The 21,189-nt window shown below is 58.5% G+C and carries 19 protein-coding genes; 7 read left to right on the forward strand and 12 right to left on the reverse strand.

Annotation, left to right across the window (positions count from 1 at the left end):
- Positions 1 to 131: 131 nt before the first annotated feature.
- From G6N80_RS15660 to der, 3 genes are all read left to right on the forward strand, one after another.
- Complete coding sequence (locus tag G6N80_RS15660; RefSeq protein WP_165135118.1) at positions 132 to 617, forward strand: type II toxin-antitoxin system PemK/MazF family toxin; 486 nt, start codon at positions 132 to 134, stop codon at positions 615 to 617.
- Between the two features lie 314 nt (positions 618 to 931).
- Positions 932 to 1,612 (forward strand): tetratricopeptide repeat protein, encoded by a 681-nt coding sequence (locus G6N80_RS15665; protein WP_062553929.1) that lies wholly within the window; start codon positions 932 to 934, stop codon positions 1,610 to 1,612.
- A 33-nt stretch (positions 1,613 to 1,645) separates the two neighbouring features.
- On the forward strand, positions 1,646 to 3,082 hold the full coding sequence (der, locus tag G6N80_RS15670; RefSeq protein WP_165135121.1) for a ribosome biogenesis GTPase Der: 1,437 nt from the start codon (positions 1,646 to 1,648) through the stop codon (positions 3,080 to 3,082).
- Between the two features lie 40 nt (positions 3,083 to 3,122).
- On the opposite strand, the gene G6N80_RS15675 is transcribed toward der, so the two are convergent.
- The 3 genes from G6N80_RS15675 to G6N80_RS15685 form a co-directional block, all read right to left on the reverse strand.
- Positions 3,123 to 4,385 carry an APC family permease gene (locus G6N80_RS15675; protein ID WP_165135124.1) on the reverse strand — a complete coding sequence of 421 codons (1,263 nt, stop codon included), beginning with the start codon at positions 4,383 to 4,385 and terminating at the stop codon, positions 3,123 to 3,125.
- A 172-nt stretch (positions 4,386 to 4,557) separates the two neighbouring features.
- Positions 4,558 to 5,607 carry a glycosyltransferase family 4 protein gene (locus tag G6N80_RS15680; protein ID WP_165135127.1) on the reverse strand — a complete coding sequence of 350 codons (1,050 nt, stop codon included), beginning with the start codon at positions 5,605 to 5,607 and terminating at the stop codon, positions 4,558 to 4,560.
- A gap of 107 nt (positions 5,608 to 5,714) precedes the next feature.
- A complete protein-coding gene (locus tag G6N80_RS15685) occupies positions 5,715 to 6,626 on the reverse strand; it encodes a sugar kinase (RefSeq protein WP_062553933.1) in 912 nt (303 codons plus the stop codon).
- A gap of 181 nt (positions 6,627 to 6,807) precedes the next feature.
- On the opposite strand from G6N80_RS15685, the gene bglA reads away from it, so the two are divergent.
- Positions 6,808 to 8,457, forward strand: coding sequence for a beta-galactosidase BglA (gene bglA, locus G6N80_RS15690; RefSeq protein ID WP_165135130.1), 1,650 nt, complete (start codon positions 6,808 to 6,810; stop codon positions 8,455 to 8,457).
- Positions 8,458 to 8,567: 110 nt separating this feature from the next.
- Here the strand turns inward: bglA and G6N80_RS15695 are convergent, their stop codons facing one another.
- A complete protein-coding gene (locus G6N80_RS15695) occupies positions 8,568 to 9,485 on the reverse strand; it encodes an AraC family transcriptional regulator (protein WP_062553935.1) in 918 nt (305 codons plus the stop codon).
- A gap of 214 nt (positions 9,486 to 9,699) precedes the next feature.
- Between G6N80_RS15695 and G6N80_RS15700 the strand changes: the two genes are divergently transcribed.
- Positions 9,700 to 9,837 carry a hypothetical protein gene (locus G6N80_RS15700; protein WP_156379123.1) on the forward strand — a complete coding sequence of 46 codons (138 nt, stop codon included), beginning with the start codon at positions 9,700 to 9,702 and terminating at the stop codon, positions 9,835 to 9,837.
- Between the two features lie 97 nt (positions 9,838 to 9,934).
- Positions 9,935 to 11,734: a M23 family metallopeptidase gene (locus tag G6N80_RS15705; RefSeq protein ID WP_165135133.1), complete on the forward strand. Its 1,800-nt coding sequence runs from the start codon at positions 9,935 to 9,937 to the stop codon at positions 11,732 to 11,734.
- Positions 11,735 to 11,736: 2 nt separating this feature from the next.
- Here the strand turns inward: G6N80_RS15705 and ade are convergent, their stop codons facing one another.
- The 3 genes from ade to G6N80_RS15720 form a co-directional block, all read right to left on the reverse strand.
- Complete coding sequence (gene ade / locus G6N80_RS15710; protein ID WP_165135136.1) at positions 11,737 to 13,428, reverse strand: adenine deaminase; 1,692 nt, start codon at positions 13,426 to 13,428, stop codon at positions 11,737 to 11,739.
- A 112-nt stretch (positions 13,429 to 13,540) separates the two neighbouring features.
- Entirely contained in the window at positions 13,541 to 14,647 is a 1,107-nt protein-coding gene (locus tag G6N80_RS15715; RefSeq protein WP_165135139.1) for a branched-chain amino acid ABC transporter substrate-binding protein, read from the reverse strand.
- Between the two features lie 305 nt (positions 14,648 to 14,952).
- The gene (locus G6N80_RS15720) at positions 14,953 to 15,321 is read right to left on the reverse strand and encodes a hypothetical protein (protein ID WP_165135142.1); all 369 of its coding nucleotides are present in this window, start codon (positions 15,319 to 15,321) and stop codon (positions 14,953 to 14,955) included.
- 145 nt (positions 15,322 to 15,466) lie between these two features.
- Between G6N80_RS15720 and G6N80_RS15725 the strand changes: the two genes are divergently transcribed.
- Positions 15,467 to 16,459, forward strand: a complete 993-nt coding sequence (locus G6N80_RS15725; protein ID WP_062553940.1) for a magnesium transporter CorA family protein — start codon at positions 15,467 to 15,469, stop codon at positions 16,457 to 16,459.
- A gap of 42 nt (positions 16,460 to 16,501) precedes the next feature.
- On the opposite strand, the gene aptA is transcribed toward G6N80_RS15725, so the two are convergent.
- The 5 genes from aptA to choW all read right to left on the reverse strand — a co-directional run bounded on the left by aptA (position 16,502) and on the right by choW (position 21,137).
- The gene (aptA, locus tag G6N80_RS15730; RefSeq protein ID WP_062553941.1) at positions 16,502 to 17,830 is read right to left on the reverse strand and encodes an omega-aminotransferase AptA; all 1,329 of its coding nucleotides are present in this window, start codon (positions 17,828 to 17,830) and stop codon (positions 16,502 to 16,504) included.
- A gap of 243 nt (positions 17,831 to 18,073) precedes the next feature.
- Positions 18,074 to 18,385, reverse strand: a complete 312-nt coding sequence (locus G6N80_RS15735; protein WP_062553942.1) for an ArsR/SmtB family transcription factor — start codon at positions 18,383 to 18,385, stop codon at positions 18,074 to 18,076.
- Between the two features lie 360 nt (positions 18,386 to 18,745).
- Positions 18,746 to 19,240 (reverse strand): HugZ family pyridoxamine 5'-phosphate oxidase, encoded by a 495-nt coding sequence (locus G6N80_RS15740; RefSeq protein WP_165135145.1) that lies wholly within the window; start codon positions 19,238 to 19,240, stop codon positions 18,746 to 18,748.
- Positions 19,237 to 20,295, reverse strand: a complete 1,059-nt coding sequence (gene choV, locus G6N80_RS15745; protein ID WP_062553944.1) for a choline ABC transporter ATP-binding protein — start codon at positions 20,293 to 20,295, stop codon at positions 19,237 to 19,239. The genes G6N80_RS15740 and choV overlap by 4 nt, the downstream gene beginning before the upstream one ends.
- Positions 20,292 to 21,137 (reverse strand): choline ABC transporter permease subunit, encoded by an 846-nt coding sequence (gene choW / locus G6N80_RS15750; protein ID WP_165135148.1) that lies wholly within the window; start codon positions 21,135 to 21,137, stop codon positions 20,292 to 20,294. Before choW ends, choV begins: the two co-directional genes overlap by 4 nt.
- Between the last annotated feature and the right edge of the window lie 52 nt (positions 21,138 to 21,189).

Consider the following 21,189-nt stretch of genomic DNA (forward strand, 5'->3'; position numbering starts at 1 on the left):
CAGAGGCAAGAAAACGCACTGTGGGGACCTGTGGCAAGAATCGGCCCGCTTTCCTGCATTCGGAATGCGGCAAAGTCGGGGAGAGTTCGTAGTGCTTCATAGACTGAAATGATTGAGGATGGATTGTCCGGTTGACGGACATTCGTATTCAGATCTACCTAAAGAATTTATTGAATATTCGTTTCATCCATGAGTTGCAGGTAATAAATTTGGCTCTTAAATTCCATCCTAAACTGGGTTCAATTGTCATCTGTGACTATAGAACAGGTTTCATGCCACCGGAAATGGTCAAGGAGCGGTTGGCGATCGTGGTGTCGCCCAGACTGCCAAACAGAGCTGATCTGTGTACCGTTGTGCCACTGAGCCAGACCCCGCCTCATAAAAACATAAGATATCAATGCAAAGTGGAACTGCCGGTTGATCCGCCACCACCCTTTAACGGGCAAGCCAAATGGGCGAAGGCGGATATGTTGGCAACTGTGGGACTTTCGCGATTGACGCTACCGTATACGGGTCGCGATGCTGTAACTGGAAGACGGAAGTATCTCGATATCGTGATCGAACCTGCCGAGATGGAAAAGGTTCGTGCGGCGATGCGGAACGCTCTTGACTTATGATATTGACGCTTTGGGTGTATTGGTTCATATGTTGAATGTCTGCGTTGCTGGTCTATCAGAGAACGCCTCAAGTCCACCTTGCGTGGCGGATTATCAAGCGATACCAAGCAGAGATAATTGGCACCCCGTCTTCCGAGGCGGGGTTTATCTATTTGGCTTTTCCAAGTCTGGAACTAATCCGAGGCAATTTCGCAAACGGTTCTCGTGTTCGATCTGCGGAGCCAAGCGTCGCAACTCACCCCCTTACATCCTGTGAAAAATAGGTTAGAAGGCAGGCTTTCGAGATAATGGGCCGATTTCGGCCGGAGCAAGGTATGGCACACGAAAACGACAGCTTTATTCGCGAGGTGAATGAGGAACTGCGCTCGGAGCAGATCAGCAGGGTCTGGCGCGCTTATCGTCCCTTCATCATTGCGGGCGCTGCGTTGATCGTTCTCGGCACCGCGGGCTATCGCGGCTATGAATATTGGCATTCGAACAATGCATCGCAATATGGCGACCAGTTTCTGGCGGCCTTGAACCTTGCCAAGCAGAACAAGACGGACGAAGCGATTGCCGCTCTCGAAAAGCTCGAGAAAGACGGCTCCGGCGCCTATCCGGTTCTGGCCCGCATGCGCGCCGCCACGCTTCTTTCCCAGAAGGGTGATGCGGCTGGTGCGGTAAAGGCGTTCCAGCAGGTGGCAGCCGATAGCGCCATTCCTGCCGTGCTGCGTGATATCGCCAAGATGCGCGCCGCCTATCTGATGGTGGATACCAGCACCTATGCGCAGGTGGCCGCCGAGGTTGAACCCATGGCAACGGGCAACCACGCGCTGCGCAATTCCGCGCGCGAAGTGCTGGGTCTTGCTGCCATGAAGGCTGGCGATACGGCAAAGGCCAAGCAGTGGTTCGAAGATATTGCGAACGACGCCCAGGCGCCGCGCAACATCGCGAACCGTGCCCAGATTCTCCTGGATACTCTGGTATCCTCCGCGCCACCGGCCGCGAAATCCTGATAGACTTGAGAAGGCCCGGAAAGGGAACCTGAAATGAGCTTTACCGTCGCCATTGTCGGGCGTCCCAATGTTGGAAAATCCACCTTGTTCAATCGTCTGGTTGGCAAGAAGCTGGCGCTTGTGGACGATACGCCCGGTGTGACCCGTGACCGTCGCCCGGGTGACGCAAAGCTTGTGGATCTGCGCTTCCGCATCATCGATACGGCCGGTCTCGAAGAGGCTGGACCCGATACGCTGGAAGGCCGCATGCGCGCCCAGACCGAAGCGGCAATCGATGAGGCGGATCTTTCTCTGTTCGTGGTCGACGCCAAGACGGGCCTGACGCCGCTTGACAAGACTTTGGGCGAAATGCTGCGTCGGCGTGGCAAGCCGGTCGTGCTGGTTGCCAACAAGTCGGAAGCACGCGGTTCGGACAGCGGTTTCTACGATGCCTATACGCTGGGCCTTGGCGAACCTGTGCCGATTTCGGCAGAGCACGGGCAGGGCATGATCGATCTGCGCGATGCGATCGTCGAAGCGCTCGGACCGGAGAAGGCGTTTGGCGAGGAAGAGGATGACGAGGCCGAGACGGATGTCGATGTCTCCGCCGGAAGCTTTGCAGGCGAGGGTGCTGAGGACGAGGAATTCGAGCCGGCCTATGACGATACAAAGCCGCTGCGCGTGGCGATCGTCGGGCGTCCCAATGCCGGAAAATCCACGCTGATCAATCGCTTCCTGGGTGAAGATCGTCTTCTGACGGGACCGGAAGCGGGCATTACGCGCGATTCCATTTCCGTTGAATGGGACTGGCGTGGCCGCACGATCAAGATGTTCGACACGGCGGGCATGCGTCGCAAGGCGCGTGTTCAGGAAAAGCTGGAAAAGCTTTCGGTTGCCGATGCGCTGCGCGCCATTCGTTTTGCCGAAACCGTCGTCATTGTCTTCGATGCAACGATCCCCTTCGAGAAGCAGGATCTGCAGATTGTCGATCTGGTGCTGCGTGAAGGCCGTGCCGCGGTGCTGGCGTTTAACAAGTGGGATCTCGTCGAAGATCCGCAGGTGTTCCTGACGGACCTGCGCGAAAAGACAGAGCGTCTGCTTCCACAGGCGCGCGGTATTCGCGCCGTGCCGATTTCAGGACAGACCGGCTACGGCCTCGACAAGTTGATGCAGAACATCATCGACACGGACATGGTCTGGAACAAGCGTATTTCCACCGCCAGGCTGAACCGCTGGCTGGAAAGCTCCCAGATCCAGCATCCGCCACCGGCTGTTTCGGGCCGCCGCATTCGCCTGAAATACATGACGCAGGTCAAGGCTCGTCCGCCTGCCTTCATGATTTCCTGCACCCGTTCGGATGCCCTGCCGGAATCCTATGTCCGCTATCTGATCAACGGTTTGCGCGCCGACTTCCAGATGCCGGGTGTACCGATCCGCATCCACTTCAAGTCGGCGGAAAATCCGTACGAGCACAAGCGCAAGAAGCGTTGAATGCTCTAAACCGCGCTATTGTCGTGAGGGCGTTCGGCCCTCACTCCGCAGGCATCGTCTGGCGCAAGATCGGGCGACCGGAGTTGAGCCGTTCCAGAACGATTCCGGCCAGCGCCAGCCCGAGCGGGTAGAAGAGCGACTGCCCCTGCACAACCATCAAAACGAGAACGAGGCCGACTGTCAGCAGCGCCGCGAGGCGATCAAAGACGCGGCGCGATAACTTCAGCAAAGCCAGACCGCTCAAGCCATAGAGCAGCAGGAAATTCTGTGCGGCGAGTTCGAGCATCAGCCCGAGATGGATGAGACCAGCGGCATCTGCGCCCACGACACAGAGAAGTAACAGGCAGATGATGAGAACGGAGGATAGCGGAACGCCCTTCGCCGTCGTCTGCAACCGTATCGGCAGCAGCCCTTCGCGACTGAGCGCATAGACCATGCGCGAAACGGCCCAGATGCACCCCAGCAGGTTCGCATAGATGATGGTTGCCGCCAGCAAGCCCACGACGATGCGCCCTTTTTCGCCAACCGCATGGGCAAGGATGGAGGAGAAGGCAGCTTCGTAGGAGCCGGTTATGACAATGCTCTGCGCTGTCAGTGCCATGCCGAAATAGAGAATACAGGCGGCGACAAACGATAGGAACATGGCCCGGGGGAAATCACGGGCCGGGTTTTTGAACTCTTCCGAAAGGCCCGCCGCCAGTTCCCAGCCGGTAAAGGCGAAGAAGATCATCATGAAGGGCGCAAGAACGATTCGTCCGTCAAGCTCAGCGATGCTGGCGACATGACGGGTGCCCGCCGACCAGTCGACCGTGGCAAGGCCGACGACCATCAGGCCCAGCAGGCTGACCAGCACAATGGATGCAATGGCAGCAGATAGCCGTGCGGCCATTTCGGTGGACAGAATATGAGATGCTGCTGCGGCGACAATCAGGCCCGCTGCGTAGAGCGTGGGCGTTCCGCCAAAGGCTTCCGCCAGATAGTGACCTCCCGTCAGGGCAATCGCCGGCATGCCGAACGGGAAGGTGCCGAGCAGGATGACTGAAGCCATCGCATAGGCCTTCCGGCCAAAGGCGAGCTTTGCGAAGTGCGTGATTCCCCCCGCATCAGGAAAGCGCATGCCCATGATGATGAAGACAAGCAGCAGGGGCACACTCACAAGCGCACACAGTCCCCATGCCCAGATCGCCTGGAGACCCGCCTCGCGCACAACCATTCCCGGCAGCGCCAGCAGCCCGGCTCCGATCACGATGTTGAGCATGAGGCCGGCGCCTTTGAGGGTGGTCAGCGATTGTTTCAGCGCCATGTTGGCAAGCTCTTTCCTGATGATCCATGTTCCGATGTACGGGCGACGATATGCCAAACTCCCGGTTCGGCAACCGTTCCTCCAGCAAAAACAGGGCTGTTTCAGAATTACTCGTCAGGTCTTCAGCGCGGCTGATAGCAGGCTGGTGGCGCTCGCCTCCGGTCCGGATTTTCTAAAGCGAGTCCTGCGAAAGGTGCTGCAGCTTGTCCGCACGGCAGGCGGACAGCACGTTTTCCAGAAACTGCCGGGTGGCTGCCTGCCATGAATAGCGTTCCGCAAGACGGCGTGCATCTTCGCGAGAGCAGGACAAGGCGGCAAGGCAGGCAGCGTGCAAGTCTTCATGGAGAGCGCCAGCGCCGCTGCCATCCTCGATGATATCGATCGGCCCAGTCACCGGATAGGCTGCCACTGGCACGCCGCTGGCCAGTGCCTCCAGAATTGTATTGCCGAAGGTATCGGTCAAGGAGGGGAAGACGAAGACATCGGCCTGCGCATAGGCCCGCGCCAGATCCTCGCCTGTTTTCATGCCGGTGAAATGAACATCGGGAAATTGTCGCTCAAGATTGATGCGTTCCGGCCCGTCCCCCACCACCACTTTCGAACCCGGCAGATCAAGGTTTAGGAAGGCGGAGATGTTCTTTTCAACGGCGAGGCGGCTGACCGTCATGAAAATGGGGCGCGGAAGGCCGAAGGGCTCGGCTTCCTGCGGCATTGGCCGGAACAGCGATTGATCGATGCCCCGGCTCCAGCGGCGCAGATTGCGAAGGCCCAGTTTGGAGAGTTCCCCTTCCAGGCTTGCCGTTGCAACCATGCAGCCGTTGCCCGCATTGTGAAACCAGCGAACGAAGGCGCGCAACCAGCGGATTGGAATAGGGAAACGGGCTGCGACATATTCCGGGAAACGGGTGTGATAGCTGGTGGAAAAGGGCATGTTGTTCTTCAGGCACCAGCGTCTGGCAAGCAGACCCAGCGGCCCTTCGGTGGCGATGTGAACCGAACATGGCCCGAAGGCTTCAATCGCCCGGGCAACAGATGCATAGGTCGCGACGGACAGCCGGATTTCCGGATAGGTGGGGCAGGGTATGCTGGAAAATCCCTGCGGCGTGATCATGGAGACCTCGACGCCCATTCGTGCCAGTTCGCGGTTCGTGTTTTCGATGGAGCGAACCACGCCGTTGATCTGCGGGTACCATGCATCGGTGACGATGGTGATCTTGGTCATGGCGCATCCCCTGATCCAGCAGACCAATTGCCGCGTTCGACTCGTGTCGATATGGCCTGACAGATGCTTCTATCGGTGCGTTCTGTTACAGGGTGATGTCATAAGTCTCAGGAGGGGAGAAGTGCGGGCTCGATGAGGGCGCCGTGATGGGCAATGACCACGGAGGCGACCGCCGCGCCATGGGCCGCCGCTTCCGCTGGCGGTGTTCCATCCAGCAGTCTGCCGATGAAACCGCCGTTGAAGCTATCGCCGGCACTGGTGGTATCCACCAGCTTCTCCGGAGGCACGGCAGGCACGAAAGTGCGCTGAGAGCCTTCTGCGACCGTGGCTCCCTGCGAACCGTTCTTGACGACAACGCGCTGCACGCCCGCCGCCTGATAGCGTTCAATCGTTTCGGCCACGTTGGCATCGCCGAAATGCGTTTCCTCGTCATCGAAGCTGGGCAGCACGATCGTGGAGGCTGCGGCACCGGCCGTGATCGTGTCCAGCATGCGCTGCCTGTCGTTCCACAGACGAGGCCGGATATTGGGGTCGAAGATCACATGCTTGCCCACTGCCTTCGCGCGGCGCAGTTCAGACAGAAGCGTGTCTGCCGCATGCGGCGTGAGGATTGCGAGTGTGATTCCGGAGAAATAGAGCACGTCGGCGCTTTCGATCGCCTTGCGCAGATGGTCAGCATCATCGGCAAGCTGTCTTGCAGCGGATGTATCACGCCAGTAGCTGAAGGTGCGTTCGCCATCCTTCAGTGAAATGAGGTAGAGACCGGGTGTCTTGCCCGGAATGCGACGAATGAGACCTGTACCTATCCCGGCCTTTTGCATGAAGGCCAGCAGTTCCTCGGACAGCGGGTCGTCGCCGAGCGCCGTCAGGTAATCTACCTGCCAGTTTTGCGAAAGCACGGCACGCAGATACCAGGCAGTATTGAACGTATCCCCTGCAAAGCCCTTGCGCAGCAGGCCCTGGCCCGCCTGCGAGAGTTCCACCATGCACTCGCCGATCGAAAGAACCCGCTTCGTCATCTTGCCGTCTCCACCCGTTCATCCGGGAATAGGACGGGCGAAGCTGTATGACAAGTCGGCTGGGGCTGCTTTTATGCGGATTTTGAAATTGATGCCAAACATCCACCGCTTTGCCTTTGTCTTTTCGCGTACTCTGATTAGTTTACCGGATGTATGAAACGATTGAAGGAGTCGAGCAGGCATGACGACAGTGACGGCACGCAAGGGCGATCCCGACTGGTGGCGCGGCGCAGTTATCTATCAGGTCTATCCACGGTCCTTCCAGGATACGACCGGTGATGGCATCGGCGATATCAAAGGGATAACGCAACGCCTGCCTTACATCGCCTCGCTTGGCGTGGATGCGATCTGGCTGTCGCCCTTCTTCACCTCGCCCATGGCCGATATGGGCTATGACGTTTCCGATTACTGCAATGTCGACCCGATGTTCGGCACGCTGGCCGATTTCGACGAGATGATGGCCGAATGCGAAAAGCTGGGGCTGAAGGTGGTCATCGACCAGGTCATCTCGCATACCTCGGACCAACACCCATGGTTCATCGAGAGCCGGGCGAGCCGAACCAATCCGCGCGCGGACTGGTATATCTGGGCCGACCCGAAGCCGGATGGCACGGCGCCCAACAACTGGCTGTCGATTTTCGGCGGCCCCGGCTGGGAATGGGACGGTGTGCGCAAGCAGTATTACATGCACAACTTCCTGATTTCGCAGCCGGATCTCAACTTCCACAATCCCGATGTGCAGAAGGCGGTTCTGGCGACGGTCAAGTTCTGGCTGGACCGGGGCGTGCATGGTTTCCGGCTGGATACCGTGAACTATTACTTCCACGACAAGCAGCTGCGGAACAACCCGCCCATGGTCTACGATCCCGATTCGACGGGTCTGGAGACCGATACCAACCCCTATTCGATGCAGAACCATCTCTACGACAAGAGCCAGCCGGAAAACATCGAGTTCCTGAAAAAGCTGCGCTCGCTACTCGATGAGTATGATTGCCGCACCACCGTGGGCGAAGTCGGCGATGGCGATCGCTCGCTATCGACGCTCTCGATCTACACCAGCGGCAATGACAAGCTGCACATGTGCTACACATTCGACCTGCTGAGCCCGCGTTTCACGGCGGATCATATTCGCGGTGTCGTGTCCAAGTGCCAGGAAATCGTGACCGATGGATGGGTCTGCTGGGCCTTCTCCAACCATGATGTGATCCGCCACGTGACGCGTTTCATGGAGACGCCGGATGAGCGCGAGCGCATCGCGAAACTCGCCATCAGCGTTCTTTCCAGCCTTCGCGGGTCGATTTGCCTGTATCAGGGCGAGGAGCTTGGTCTCGAAGAGGCGGAACTGGCCTTCGAGGATCTGCGAGACCCTTACGGCATTCGCTTCTGGCCTGCCTTCAAGGGTCGTGACGGATGCCGCACGCCCATGGTGTGGGAGGCAAAGGCACCGCACGGCGGCTTCTCTCCGGGGGCCAAGACCTGGCTTCCCGTGCCGCCCGCACATGCGAAACTGGCGGTGGATGCGCAGGAAGCGGATGCCAGTTCCGTTCTCCACCACTATCGGCAGACGCTGGCCTTCCGCAAGGCGCATGCAAGCCTTTATGATGGTGACCTGACCTTCCTCGAGACGCAGGCCGATCTTCTCGCTTTCGTGCGGGAGAAGGGCGATGAGCGGTTGCTCTTCGTGTTCAACCTGACGCGCTCAGTGCAGGACTTCCTGTTGCCTGCGCAGTTTGCGTCAGCGACGCCGCTTGCGATGCCGGGTTTTGCCCCGACATTGGAAGAGAAGGTCGTAAAGCTTGAGGCACTCGATGCGTTTTGTGCCAAGCTTTGACGGATAAGATTAGAGCGTCGGGCGACTAATCGGAAACGGCCCGCCGCTCTAAATTTTCGTTGACGCATCGGTTTAGCGGAAAACCGGATTCCACTTTTTCGCCCGATGCTCTAGGCGGATGCCGGCGCAAAGCTGGCCGGCTCCGTCTTCAGGCGGGATACGTCCTGTATCGGCGGCGCTCCGAACAGGCGACGATATTCGCGGCTGAACTGCGATGGGCTGTCATAGCCCACGCGGTGGGCAGCACTTGCCGCGTCCAGGGCTTCCGAAAGGATCAAGCGGCGCGCTTCCTGTAGCCGAAGCTGCTTCTGATATTGCAGCGGGCTCATGGCGGTTACTTCCTTGAAATGCTCATGCAGGGAAGATGTGCTCATGCGCGCTTCCTGCGCCACGCGGTCTACGCTGAAGGGCTTTGCATAATTCTGGCGGATCCAGGCAATGGCGCGATTGACCTGTTGCAAACGGCTTTCCGGCATCAGCATGCGATGGAGCTTCTTCGCCTGGTCCCCGCGCATCAGGCGGTACAATAATTCCTTCTCGGCAAGCGGAGCCAGAAACGGAATGTCATCCGGCGTATCGAGCAAACGCAGAAGGCGCACGGCAGCCTCCAGCAGTTGTGGATCGGTTCGACTGAGGCAGATTGCCTTGCCACAGGTTTTCGCGGTGGTGAAGGTTTCAGGCGCGGGCGGCATTTCAATCATCATCGCGCCCAGCACCGACAGATCCAGATCGAGCTTGATGCTGAGATAGGGCTCTTCCGGGCTCGCCTCGATCACCTGTCCGGTGATTGGCAGGTCTGCCGAGGCGATGAGGTGACGTGCCGGTCCATATTCGAACACTTCGTCCGCCAGCAGCACCTGCTTGGTGCCCTGCGCTATGAGGCATAGCGAAGGGTGTTGGACACCTTGCATAGGCTCAGTGCGCTTGGACATGCGCACAAGGCTCAGGCGAGGAATTTCGGTTGCAAAAACTCCGTCACTCTCGGTGTGTCGTGCAATGATATCGGCAAGCGTTTGAAGTTGATGCATATGACTTGTCTCTGATATGGCCGGATTTCCGTCTACTTAATCGCGGATCTCTCTCGCTTTTCTTCCATATATGCGCGGTCCTGCATTTTTGCAAATCTGGCCTTTCGGATTTTTGTGCAATCATGCCGGAGGAACGGTCTACCGGTTTCCTGTCTGCGTCTGGCATAAGCAGAGTGCAGCCACACAGCAAATATTCCAAGGAAAGGAGACGGAGATGCAAAATTTCCAGCGGTTACTCGAAAGCCCCCTTGTCTGGCTTCAAGAGCGTATCGAGCAGTTCATGGTGCGGTATCGCAAATCCGTCGAGCGGCGGCGGGATGAGGAGCTTCGCCGACGCTTTCTGAACGGATAAGCGCGATCTCCTGTTCAGAGACCGGGGTCCGACACATTTTCGCCACGCGGAACTATAACGTCTGCTTAACTTTTTAACGGCGGCGGGATCAGTCCACATGGATGCAAGGGCAAGCGCAATTGCTGTGCGCGATGAGAGTTGCGTTGGCGATGAGTTTGCCCCGGACATCCCTGGGCTGAAAGCGCGGCGGTTCTGGATTCGCAACAGCGGATGTGTCATCGCCGCCGCTCTTCTGGTCACTCTAAGCTCAACCGCGCTTCTCGAGCCGCTTTCTGATGTTGCTCCTCCCACAGGGCCGGAGCAGAAAAAGCCCGTTGTGCTTGCCCGCACACGAAGGCAGTCTGTCACCAGCCCGAAGAAGGCTCGGCTGTGGATGCCCCGAACCGGTCGCCCGGAAACGCTCGATCTCGTGGAGCGGATGGGCGATGGTTCGATGTCGCAGACCTCCTACTTTGATATTTCTCTCGATTTGAATGAAAATGCATCCGGGTCGGCTGCCTCCAGCGCTTCGGCTGTCGCGCAGGTTGCAGATACGGGCGCCAATCCTTTCGATCTGGTTCTCCAAGATGCGCTGGATGCCCGGCAATTGATGCGCCATTCCGGGCTCGGTTATGCTGCGGACGCACCGAAGGCGGTGCGTCCCGCCGACCAATCCAATGTGACCGTGACCCCTGCGCAGGAGGCGATGCTTGTCAGGCGGATTGTCTCCCTGCCTGTCCAGCCGGAACGGCTTCGCGATATCAAGGGCGTCATCGGAGTTTCCGAGCAGGATTTTGCCCAGCTGGCCTCTGGTTTGGGTGGTGACGTTGTCCGCAAGGGCGAGCAGCTCGACCTGATCATCGGCCAGCGTCCTGCACAGCCCAATCTTTCGGAAATTCTGTTTGCGCGTCATCTGGCGGCGGATGGTCGGGAACGTCTGCTGGCGCGCTGCGATGATGGCCACTTCCAGCTGGTAACCGATCACCGGCCCTATGACCGAATGGTGGCAGAAGCGCTGGCGCATCAGGCGGCAGAGGCGCGGTCCGGGTCTGCGCAGGCCGTGCCGAAGGATGTTGCCGCGTTGCAGGATGCTGCAGCCGATTATCCGAAGCTGATCGAGCATCTGGCGCGCAGAAACGTGCCGGTAAAGGTGAGCCTGCAGATCGTCCAGCTTTTGCGTGCCAATGGCATTCACTGGTCGAAAACAGCCGATGTGCCGCAACTGGATTTTGTATTCCGCACAGCAGAACAGGGCGAGCAGGAGCTTGTTTCCGTGACGCTGAAGGGCAAGGGCAGGGACCGCCGTTTCTACCGCTACGTATCCGATAGCGGAAAGCCTGAGTTTTTCGACGATGCAGGACGATCGGTCTCAAAGACGCTGATGCACAAGCCCGTTTCCGCCGGTCAGCTGGGTGACGGTTTCGGCTGGCGCGTGCACCCAATCCTCAGAACCCGCAAATTCCACAACGGGGTCGATTATCGCGCGCCCATGGGATCGCCGATCGTTGCGGCGGGCGACGGTGTTGTGGTGAAGATTGATTCCGAAACCGGATACGGGAAATATATCCGCATCCAGCACGATGGCGGATATACCACGACCTATGCCCACATCGAAGGCACGCCGAAGGGGCTGAGGGTTGGCGACCATGTGGCACAGGGGCAAGTCATTGCCTATGTGGGCTCGACCGGGCTGTCCACCGGACCGCATCTCTATTACGAACTGCGCGTCGGCGATACCTACAAGGATCCGACCAAGGCTGAAATGCCTGCGGGCACGACCTTGCGGGGCAGGGCGCTGGAAGAGTTCCGCCAGCAGATTGGCCGCGTGGAGACCATTGCCAGCACCATTCGGGCAACCGCCACGTCTGCGGCTCACTCGGCTGTCTCCGCCCTGACCCCGGGTAGCGACAAGCAATAGCCTCAACCGATCAGGGCAAACTTGTCGACGTCCACCATGCCTTTATCCGATATCTTCAGGTGTGGAATGACGGGCAGTGGCAGGAAGGCGACCTGAAGGAAGGGCTCCGTCAGGGTTGTTCCGAGTGCGTAGGCAGCCTTTCTCAGTTCATGAAGAATGTCGCGAACCGTCTCGTAGGGTTCAAGGCTCATGAGGCCCGCGACCGGAAGCGCGATTTCGCCCGTCACCTTGCCATCCTCCACCACGACGAAGCCGCCGCGGATCTCGCCGAGCCGGTTGGCGGCAAGCGCCATGTCTTCCTCGGACACACCGACAACGCAGATGTTGTGGCTGTCATGCCCGACGGTGGAGGCGATGGCGCCCTTCTTCAGGCCAAAGCCCTGCACGAAACCGTTGGCGTGATTGCCGTTCTTGCCATGCCGCTCGATGACAGCCACGCGAATGATATCATTGGCGAGATCCACCGTGCTCTGATTGCCCGACGAGGGCAGGCGGAAACGCCGATGCTCGGTGATGATCTTGCCCGGCAGGACGCCGATGACCGGCTGCTCCTCCTGCCGTGCGGGAACGGAGAAATCCGCTGCCTTGACGATGCGCGCCTTCACGCTATCCAGGCCCACAGGTTCCACCGGCTTGCGGGTCGCGAACAATTCGTCGTTCACCAGTCGACCTGCTGAGAACACCATCTGCGCCTTGCAGTTGGCCAAGTTATCGACCACCACAAGGTCTGCACGCCAGCCGGGTGCGATCAGCCCGCGATCCTTAAGGCCAAAGGCGCGTGCGGCGGAGATGGAGGCTGCGCGGTAAATGGCGAGCGGTTCGACGCCGTGGGCAATGGCCGTGCGGATGATGAAGTCCAGATGGCCTTCCTCGGCGATATCCAGCGGGTTGCGATCATCCGTGCAGAGCGCCAGATGAGGCGACAGGCGTTCCGTGATGATGGGCATCAGCGCGTGGAGGTCCTTGGACACCGAGCCTTCCCGCACCAGAATGTGCATGCCCTTGCGGATCTTTTCCATGGCTTCTTCGGCCGTCGTGCATTCGTGTTCGGTGCGAATGCCCGCCGACAGGTAGCCGTTCAGGCCAAGGCCGGACAGGAGCGGGGCGTGACCATCGATATGGCCGCCCTGAAACGCCTCGAGCTTTGCCATGCAGACCGGATCCTTATGGATCACGCCGGGAAAGTTCATGAATTCCGCGAGCCCGATGACCTTCGGATGATGTCGAAAGGGCAGGAGGCGCTCGATGGGAAGATCGGCGCCTGCGGTTTCCAGATGTGTTGCTGGTACGCAGGAGGAAAGCTGAACACGGATATCCATGATCGTCTCAAGCGACGAATCGAGGAAGTACTGGATGCCCTCGGTGCCGATGACATTGGCAATCTCATGCGGATCGCAAATGGCGGTGGTTACGCCATAGGGCAGAACGCAGCGATCGAATTCATGCGGCGTGACCAGCGAGCTTTCGATATGGAGATGGGTATCGATGAAACCCGGCACCACGATCTGGCCGGAGATATCGATTTCCGTCTGTCCTCGATAGGCCTCACCGGTGCCGACGATACGATCACCGCAAATCGCGATATCCGACTGCACGAGTTCGCCGGTGACGAGATCGTAGAAATGGCCGCCCTTCAGAACGATATCGGCGGGCTCCCGCCCTGTTCCCTGATCGATATAGGTCTCAAGGCGCATTTCGCTGTCTCCTGGTCATCTTGCAGTGCGGGGAGACTATAGCCGATTCACGACAAATACGATGGGAATAGATGGTGATAATGGGGCGGCGGAGACCGCCCCATTGCCAGGTTTACTGTGCAGCGACAATCTTGCCGTCTTCCCACTTGAAGAGATCGAATGTCTGGGAGGTCAGGTCTCCTGTCTCGCCATAGGTCAGGTCGCCGATCGCTGTCGTGATCTTTTCACCCGACTTCAGTGCCGTTGCCACAGCCTGCGCATCGTCCTTGGTCTTGGCCTTTTCGATGCCTGCCTTCAGGACTTCCACAGCTGCATAGGCATTCAGGGTAAAGGCTTCTGCCGGGATCTGGCGTGCGGCAAGCGCTTCGGTAGCAGCCTTGGAGTTCGGGCTCTTGGACGCATCGGAAGCATTGGTGAACATGGTGCCAGCCGCAGCCTTGTTGCCAATGCTCCAGTATTCCGTGTTGGAAAGGCCGTCACCGCCGATGATCAGCGGCTTGATGCCGAGGTCGGCCAACTGGCGGGCCAGTAGACCACCTTCCGGGTGGTAGCCGCCAAAATAGATGACGTCGACATTTTCAGCCTTCAGGCGTGTCGTCAACGCGCTGAAATCCTTGTCGCCGGGAGTAATGGCATCGTTGAGAACCTCTTTGACGCCGCCCTTGTTGAGCGTTGCCTTGAAGGCGTCCGCCAGACCTTTGCCATAGGCCGCCTTGTCGTTGATGATGGCAATACGCTTGTCCTTCAGGCTCTTCAGCACATAATTGGCCGCCACTTCCGCCTGCTGGTCATCGCGTCCGCACGTGCGCAGAACCGTGGTGAGGCCGCGGTTCGTCAAGGCGGGTGTCGTAGCCGTTGGCGTGACCATGAGAATGCCGTTCTCTGCCAGCGCATCGGATGCAGGCATGGCAACACCGGATGTGACCGGGCCGACGACGAAGCGAATGCCTTCGCCAATCAACTGGTTGGCTGCGGACACGCCCTGCTTTGGCTCGCCTGCATCGTCGGCGATCTTGAGGACGACCTTCTCTCCCAGAATGCCGCCCTTCTTGTTGATCTCCGCGACAGCGGTTTCTGCGCCGTTCTTTACCTGGTTGCCATAGGCTGCGACGGGGCCTGTGACCGGTGCAATGAGGCCGATCACGATGTCGGCGCGGGCGGCCGGTGCCAGCAATAGGCAGGCCGCAGTTGTTGCTGTGAGCAGGGTCTTGAGGTTCATGCGATCTTCTCCTTGGGTCGAGCCAATGTCTGGCCCATCTGACGACCGCGCTCTTCCGGCGCTCGTGTCCCGAAGGGGCGGTCCTCCGGCGCCAATACGAGTGGAAGTGCAGTCTTTCACCCGAGCCATTTTTGGCTTTCAGGCGGCAACCTTCTGTAGAAATTCGGGGGAACGAAAGCAAGAAAATATCAAATTCTGCGCAGAAAATGCGCATTTGCCTGCTGCGTAGGCTCGGATCTGGTCACACTTCACTGATGACGCTGGTTTTCTGGTTGATTTAGAAAATTCGAATTTGATTGCGTTGATCAATTGGAGGGCGGTGTTACCTCTATGCTCAATCCGTCGCGGCTACAGCGCCTGACCTGCCGGGGGCCGGTGCCGGCGCTTTCAACCGTGCGGCTCTGCTCCCAGGACATCCGGGTCACGGTGTCGCAATTGAAACTGCCATCGGGCAATTGAGGTCCATTGGTTGGTGGCAGCGGCAGCGCCTGGCCGGGCACCGGCTTTGTCTCACTGTTCCGGCCTGCATTGCCCCAGTCGATCGCTCCTGCGCTTCCTGTTCCCAGCAAAAGGAAGGGCAGGGCGAAAAAGGTTAGGCGCGTACTGTGTTTCACGGCACTCCCTTCCGTTGTCAGGGTCGAAAGCGTCTTGACCTGCGACCAGTTCGGGCGCATGTGAGCGGTCGTGATGAGTTCTTCATCTCATTCAAGGAACCCGAAAATGGACCCCGACAGTCGACTATCGACATCATTTTTCCTGCCTGTCGGATAGCGTTTCTGCTCCCCGCAGGCAAGATGAAGCCTGTGAAGGAGCATGCCCATGCTGCGTATCTACGAGCGTGACACAGATCGCCTTGTTCTGCGTGACCACCTTTCTGCCAGCACTGCCGACCAGCCAGCCCCGGCGCAATGGTACGACCTGCTAAAGCCTTCTGCATCGGAGGTATCCTTCATCGAAACCGCGCTCGGTCTTTCCCTGCCGACACGAGACGAGATGGAGGAGATCGAGCTTTCCGCACGGCTGTACCAGGAAGACGGCGCCGAGTTCATGACCATGACCGCGCTGACCAATCTGGACGGCGATGCGCCTTCGAAGACGCCGGTGACATTCATTCTCAAAGGCAACCAGCTGGTGACGGTCCGTTATGCGGAAGCAAAGCCATTTCTGATGTTTGCTGGTCGTGCCATGCGCAGTAACGGGCAGAACTATGCGTCCGGCGAGGAAACCATGCTGGGCCTGATCGAAGCGATCATCGACCGTCTGGCTGATGTTCTGGAACGGATGGGCAATGAGATCGACGGCATTTCGCGTGAGGTGTTCCGGGGAAAGAGCGCCAAATCCAGCGAGAAAGAACGCGACCTGCAATCGCTGATCGATCAGCTGGGCCAGAAGGGTGATTTTCTCAGCAGTATCCGAGAAAGCCTGGTCAGCATTTCCCGGCTCGTCGCCTACCATTCAGCACTCGAAACGCAGAGCCGCAAGCCGACGAAAGAAACGCGGCAACTGGCCAAGCTCCTGCAGCGGGATGCGACATCGCTCGGCGATCATGCAACCTTCCTGTCCGGCAAGATCAACTTTCTGCTGGATGCGACGTTGGGGCTGATCAATCTGGAGCAGAACCAGATCATCAAGATCTTCACGGTCGCGTCCGTCGTGTTCCTGCCGCCAACGCTGGTTGCGTCCGTCTATGGCATGAACTTCCAGGCCATGCCGGAACTGCAGTGGCAGTTGGGATATCCCTGGGCGGTTGTGCTGATGATCCTGTCTGCGGCGCTGCCATTTCTGTATTTCAAGCGGCGCGGCTGGTTGTGACATTTTTACGGGCGGAGGTTTTGCCTCCGCCCGCATGCCTTGTCAGATATTGTTGTTCAGGATCGTCCGCAGCTTGCCGAAGATTTCGTCCATGTGATGCTTCTCGATGATCAGCGGCGGCGACATCGCGATGATATCGCCGGTCGTGCGGATCAACAGGCCATCCTCATAGGCCGCGAGGAATGCGTTGAAGGCGCGCTTTGTCGGCTCTCCTGCAATGGGGTCGAGTTCAATGGCACCAATCAGTCCGATATTGCGAATATCGATGACGTTCTTGCAGTCCTTCAACGAATGCAGGCCGTCCTCCCAGTAGGAGGCCATCTCCTGCGCACGGGTCAGCAGGCCTTCCTCCTTGTAGGTATCAAGCGTGGCGAGTGCTGCAGCAGAGGCAATCGGATTGCCGGAATAAGTATAGCCGTGGAAGAATTCGATCAGATGTTCCGGGCCGTTCATGAAGGCGTCGTGGATTTCCGCCGTCACAAAGACGGCACCCATGGGGATGACGCCGTTGGTGAGGCCCTTGGCAGTCACCATGATATCCGGCTTCACGTCGAAATATTGCGACGCGAAGGGAGCGCCGAGGCGGCCATAGCCGGTGATGACCTCATCGAATATCAAGAGAATGCCGTGCTTGGTGCAGATCTCGCGCAGTTTCTGCAAGTAGCCCTTCGGCGGGATCAGCACGCCGGTAGAACCGGCTACGGGTTCAACGATCACCGCCGCAACAGTTGACGCGTCATGCAATGTCACGATGCGTTCCAGTTCTGCCGCAAGATCGCCGCCATGCTCCGGTTCGCCACGGGTGAAGGCATTCTTGCCCGGCAGATGCGTGTGCGGCATATGGTCGACACCGGTGAGCAGCGTGCCGAACATCTTGCGGTTGGCGACGATGCCACCGACGGAAATGCCGCCGAAGTTGACGCCATGATAGCCGCGCTCGCGGCCAATCAGTCGGAAACGGGCACCGTTCCCCTTTGCACGATGATAGGCAATCGCAACTTTCAGGGCCGTATCAACCGATTCGGAACCGGAATTGGTATAGAGCACATGATCCAGACCTTCGGGTGCGATATCGACGAGGCGATTCGCAAGCTCGAACGCCTTCGGGTGCCCCAACTGGAACGCCGGCGCGTAGTCGAGTTCGCCAGCCTGCTCGCGAATCGCTTCGGTGATCTTGGGACGGCAGTGGCCCGCATTCACACACCAGAGACCTGCCGTCGCATCGAGTACCTGCCTGCCATCATGCGTCGTATAGTGCATGTCCTTGGCACTGACGAAAAGGCGAGGCGCCTTCTTGAACTGGCGGTTTGCGGTAAACGGCATCCAGAACGCCCGCAGGTCGTTCGGCACGGTGGTGAGGCGGTTTGACATGAGGATCTCCATGGCCCCAGCAATTCAGGGGAGGCCATTCCCGACCTGACCTATGACAGGTCGCGGCTGGAGGAGGAGGTTAACAATCGCTGTTGAATGGTCAAGCAAGACCAGACGGAATGCGCCTATGGAATGAGCGCTCGGAATAATGCGCTCATGTTGGATACAGAAGCGGGACGCTGTGCGCGTCCCGCCAGGCCGACATCCCCCGATGTCAGCGCTGTCATTGAAGCTCAAAAAAAATCAGGCAGCCGATTTTGCCGGTTCAGCTTCGGTGTACAGCGACTCGAGGGTCTCCAGCACCTTCATCACCGACTCGGCAGAACTCGAATAGTAGATCGTCTGCGCATCGCGACGGGTGTTGACCAGCTTCTGCGCGCGAAGCTTGGAGAGATGCTGAGACAGCGCCGACTGGCTCAAGCCAACCTTGGTTGCCAAGGCGCCGACCGCAACTTCCCCCTTCACGAGGCAGCACAGGATCATCAGTCGCTTGGGATTTGCCATGGCAGACAGCAGGTTTGCAGCCGCGGCGGAATTCTCTGACAGTGACATCATTCTTCTTCCCTCAAGTCTTCCCCAGTTACGTTGTTACCTCCTAATGCGAGATAACAATGTAACTATAAATTACCAACTTCAGGCACCCATTGTATATCCCTAAATTCTACGTATCAGGTGTACACCTCACGGTAGGCCCTGATAAGTATGACATTTTAGGTAGTTCGACTATTTAATCGCTTAACTGACAAGGTAAAACGTTAAATCTGAATAGTTAATCATTATCGATTATGCCAAAAAAGTGATAAGACTGCAACCTGAAGGAGAAACTAATTTAGAAAGATGTTTGTCTTGTGAATATTTTTTTAGACCGAAGAAATCATCCATGATTTCTTGAGTGATTCCCTCCAAACGGGCGGTCTATGCTCTGCCTACTAAATCCTGACCTTCGAGGCGGAAAGCTTTCCCAAATCCGCCATTTAGAGAGCCTGATTGCGGCATCAGGCGAAAAAAGCAGAAATCGGGAAGATCGATGTAGAGTTGTGCTTTGGGATGGCGGTTGAGAAAGCGATCTCGCAAGTTCGGAAAATCCGGATGTTCACGCGTAACCTGAAACGCCTGTGCCTGGACGCTGAGGCGCGGATAGGCAAGCGGATCCCCCTTGCCGGGTTCTCCTGCCAGAAACGAGCAGCGTCCATCTGTCTTCAGCGCACCAGTATGGGCTGCGAGCGCAGAGACGAGAATGAAGGGCACGCCGTCTTCATCCAGAGCGATGATCGTCCGACTGATGCTGGGCCAGCCCGTTGCGGGCTCCAGAACTGCAAGCGCTACCCATGGCGCTTCAGCCATCAGCTGGCGCGCCAGTTGGCGCGCCTCGTCATCCGTGGGTCGCAGAACGGAGGGTTTGTCGTTCATGAAGATGCCTCCCTGCGGCGGTGACGCGTAAGCCCGGTGATCACCTCGTCTGCGGAGATGGAGCCGATGATTTCTCCATTGTCTATGACGCCGATCACGCCGGGCTGTCTTGCCAGCGCGTCCAGAATATCGACGAGCGGTGTCGCTGGCCGCGTCGTTCCGGTGACCGGCAGCGCCTGAGATGGTCCCTGCGTGCCTGGCCGCATGATGTCGGCCGCCGTCAGCATGGAGATCGGGTTCATGTTCTGAACGAAATCGGCCACATACTGGTCCGCGGGTGCTCGGACGATCTCCTGCGGCGTGCCGCACTGGATGATGCGGCCGCCTTCCATGATCGCAATGCGATTGCCGATGCGAAAGGCTTCATCGAGGTCGTGGCTGACGAAAAGGATTGTCTTTTTCAGTCGCGCCTGAAACTCCAGAAGCTCATCCTGCAGCCGGGTGCGGATGAGAGGATCGAGTGCCGAGAAGGGCTCGTCCATCAGCAGGATCGGTGCGCCTGTGGCAAAGGCGCGCGCCAGACCGACGCGTTGCTGCATGCCGCCGGACAGCTCTCCCACCTTACGGCCCGCCCATTTGGCAAGATTGACCAGCTCCAGCTGTTCGGCTACCCGGCGCTTGCGTTCTGCCTCCTCGACGCCCGCGAGTTCCAGACCAAAGCCGACATTGTCTGCAACGCTTCGCCATGGAAGCAGGCCAAACTGCTGGAACACCATGGAGACCGTGTTCATGCGCAGATCCCGCAGCGCCTTGGCGGAACAGCGGTAGGGGTCCACGCTTCCCTTGTCGGTCATCACGGTCACGCTGCCACGAACCACCGGGGCCAGACCGTTTACTGCCCGGAGGAGCGTCGATTTCCCGGAACCCGACAGACCCATCAGCACCAGAATTTCGCCCTCACGAATGGTGAGCGACGCGTTGGCCACCCCCAGAACCTGACCGGTTTCCGCGCTGATCTGATCGCGTGTCTTTCCCGCGTCGACGAGGGACAGCGCCTGCTGCCAGCGATCGCCGAAGATGATGTCGACAGCGCCGAAGATGATTGCGTCGCTCATGCGCCTTCTCCATCGGTATCGGTGCGAAACATGCGGTCCAGAATGATGGCGAGAATGACGATACAGAGTCCGGCCTCAAAGCCACGGGCGATGTTGACAGTGTTGAGCGCCCTGACGACCGGAACGCCGAGACCATTGGCGCCGACCAGAGCCGCAATCACCACCATGGATAGCGACAGCATGATGGTCTGGGTCAGGCCAGCCATGATCTGCGGCATGGCAAAGGGAAGTTCCACCTTGCGCAAGACCTGAGAAGGCGTGGCACCGAAGGCGATTGCTGCTTCCGTCAGTGCTCCTGGTGTGGAGACTATCCCGAGCCGGGTCAGGCGGATGGGAGCGGGGACCGCAAAGATGACCGTGGCGATCAGCCCGGGCACCATTCCGAGACCGAAGAGGATGAGGGCGGGGATCAGGTATACGAAGGTGGGTATGGTCTGCATCAGGTCCAGAATCGGACGCATGAATTCATAGAGCCATGGCCTGCGTGCAGCGGCGATGCCAAGCGGAATGCCGATCGCCATACTGACGGCAGTGGCAGCCAGAACCAGCGCGAGCGTTTCCGTCGTTTCCTTCCAGTAGCCCTGATTGATGATCAGCAGGAGCCCAAGACAGGTAAACAGTGCAAGGCCGATTGACCTGCGCAGATAGAAGGAGAGGCCCGTCATCAGCGCCACAATCACCAGCGCATGCGGCCATTGCAGAAGAAACAGAAGTGCGTTGATGACTTTGGAGAGGAGGGCGGAAAGCTGGTCGAAGAACCAGGCGCCGTTCTGCGTCAGCCAATCGACACATTTCTTCGCCCAGATTCCAATGGGAATACGGTGTTCAGTCAGGAATTCCAAAGGCTTCTTCCCGTGTTGCAGTCGTCACGACGAAAGGGCAAGACGCATGGGA

The organism is Rhizobium rhizoryzae (assembly GCF_011046895.1).
Classification (GTDB): domain Bacteria; phylum Pseudomonadota; class Alphaproteobacteria; order Rhizobiales; family Rhizobiaceae; genus Neorhizobium; species Neorhizobium rhizoryzae.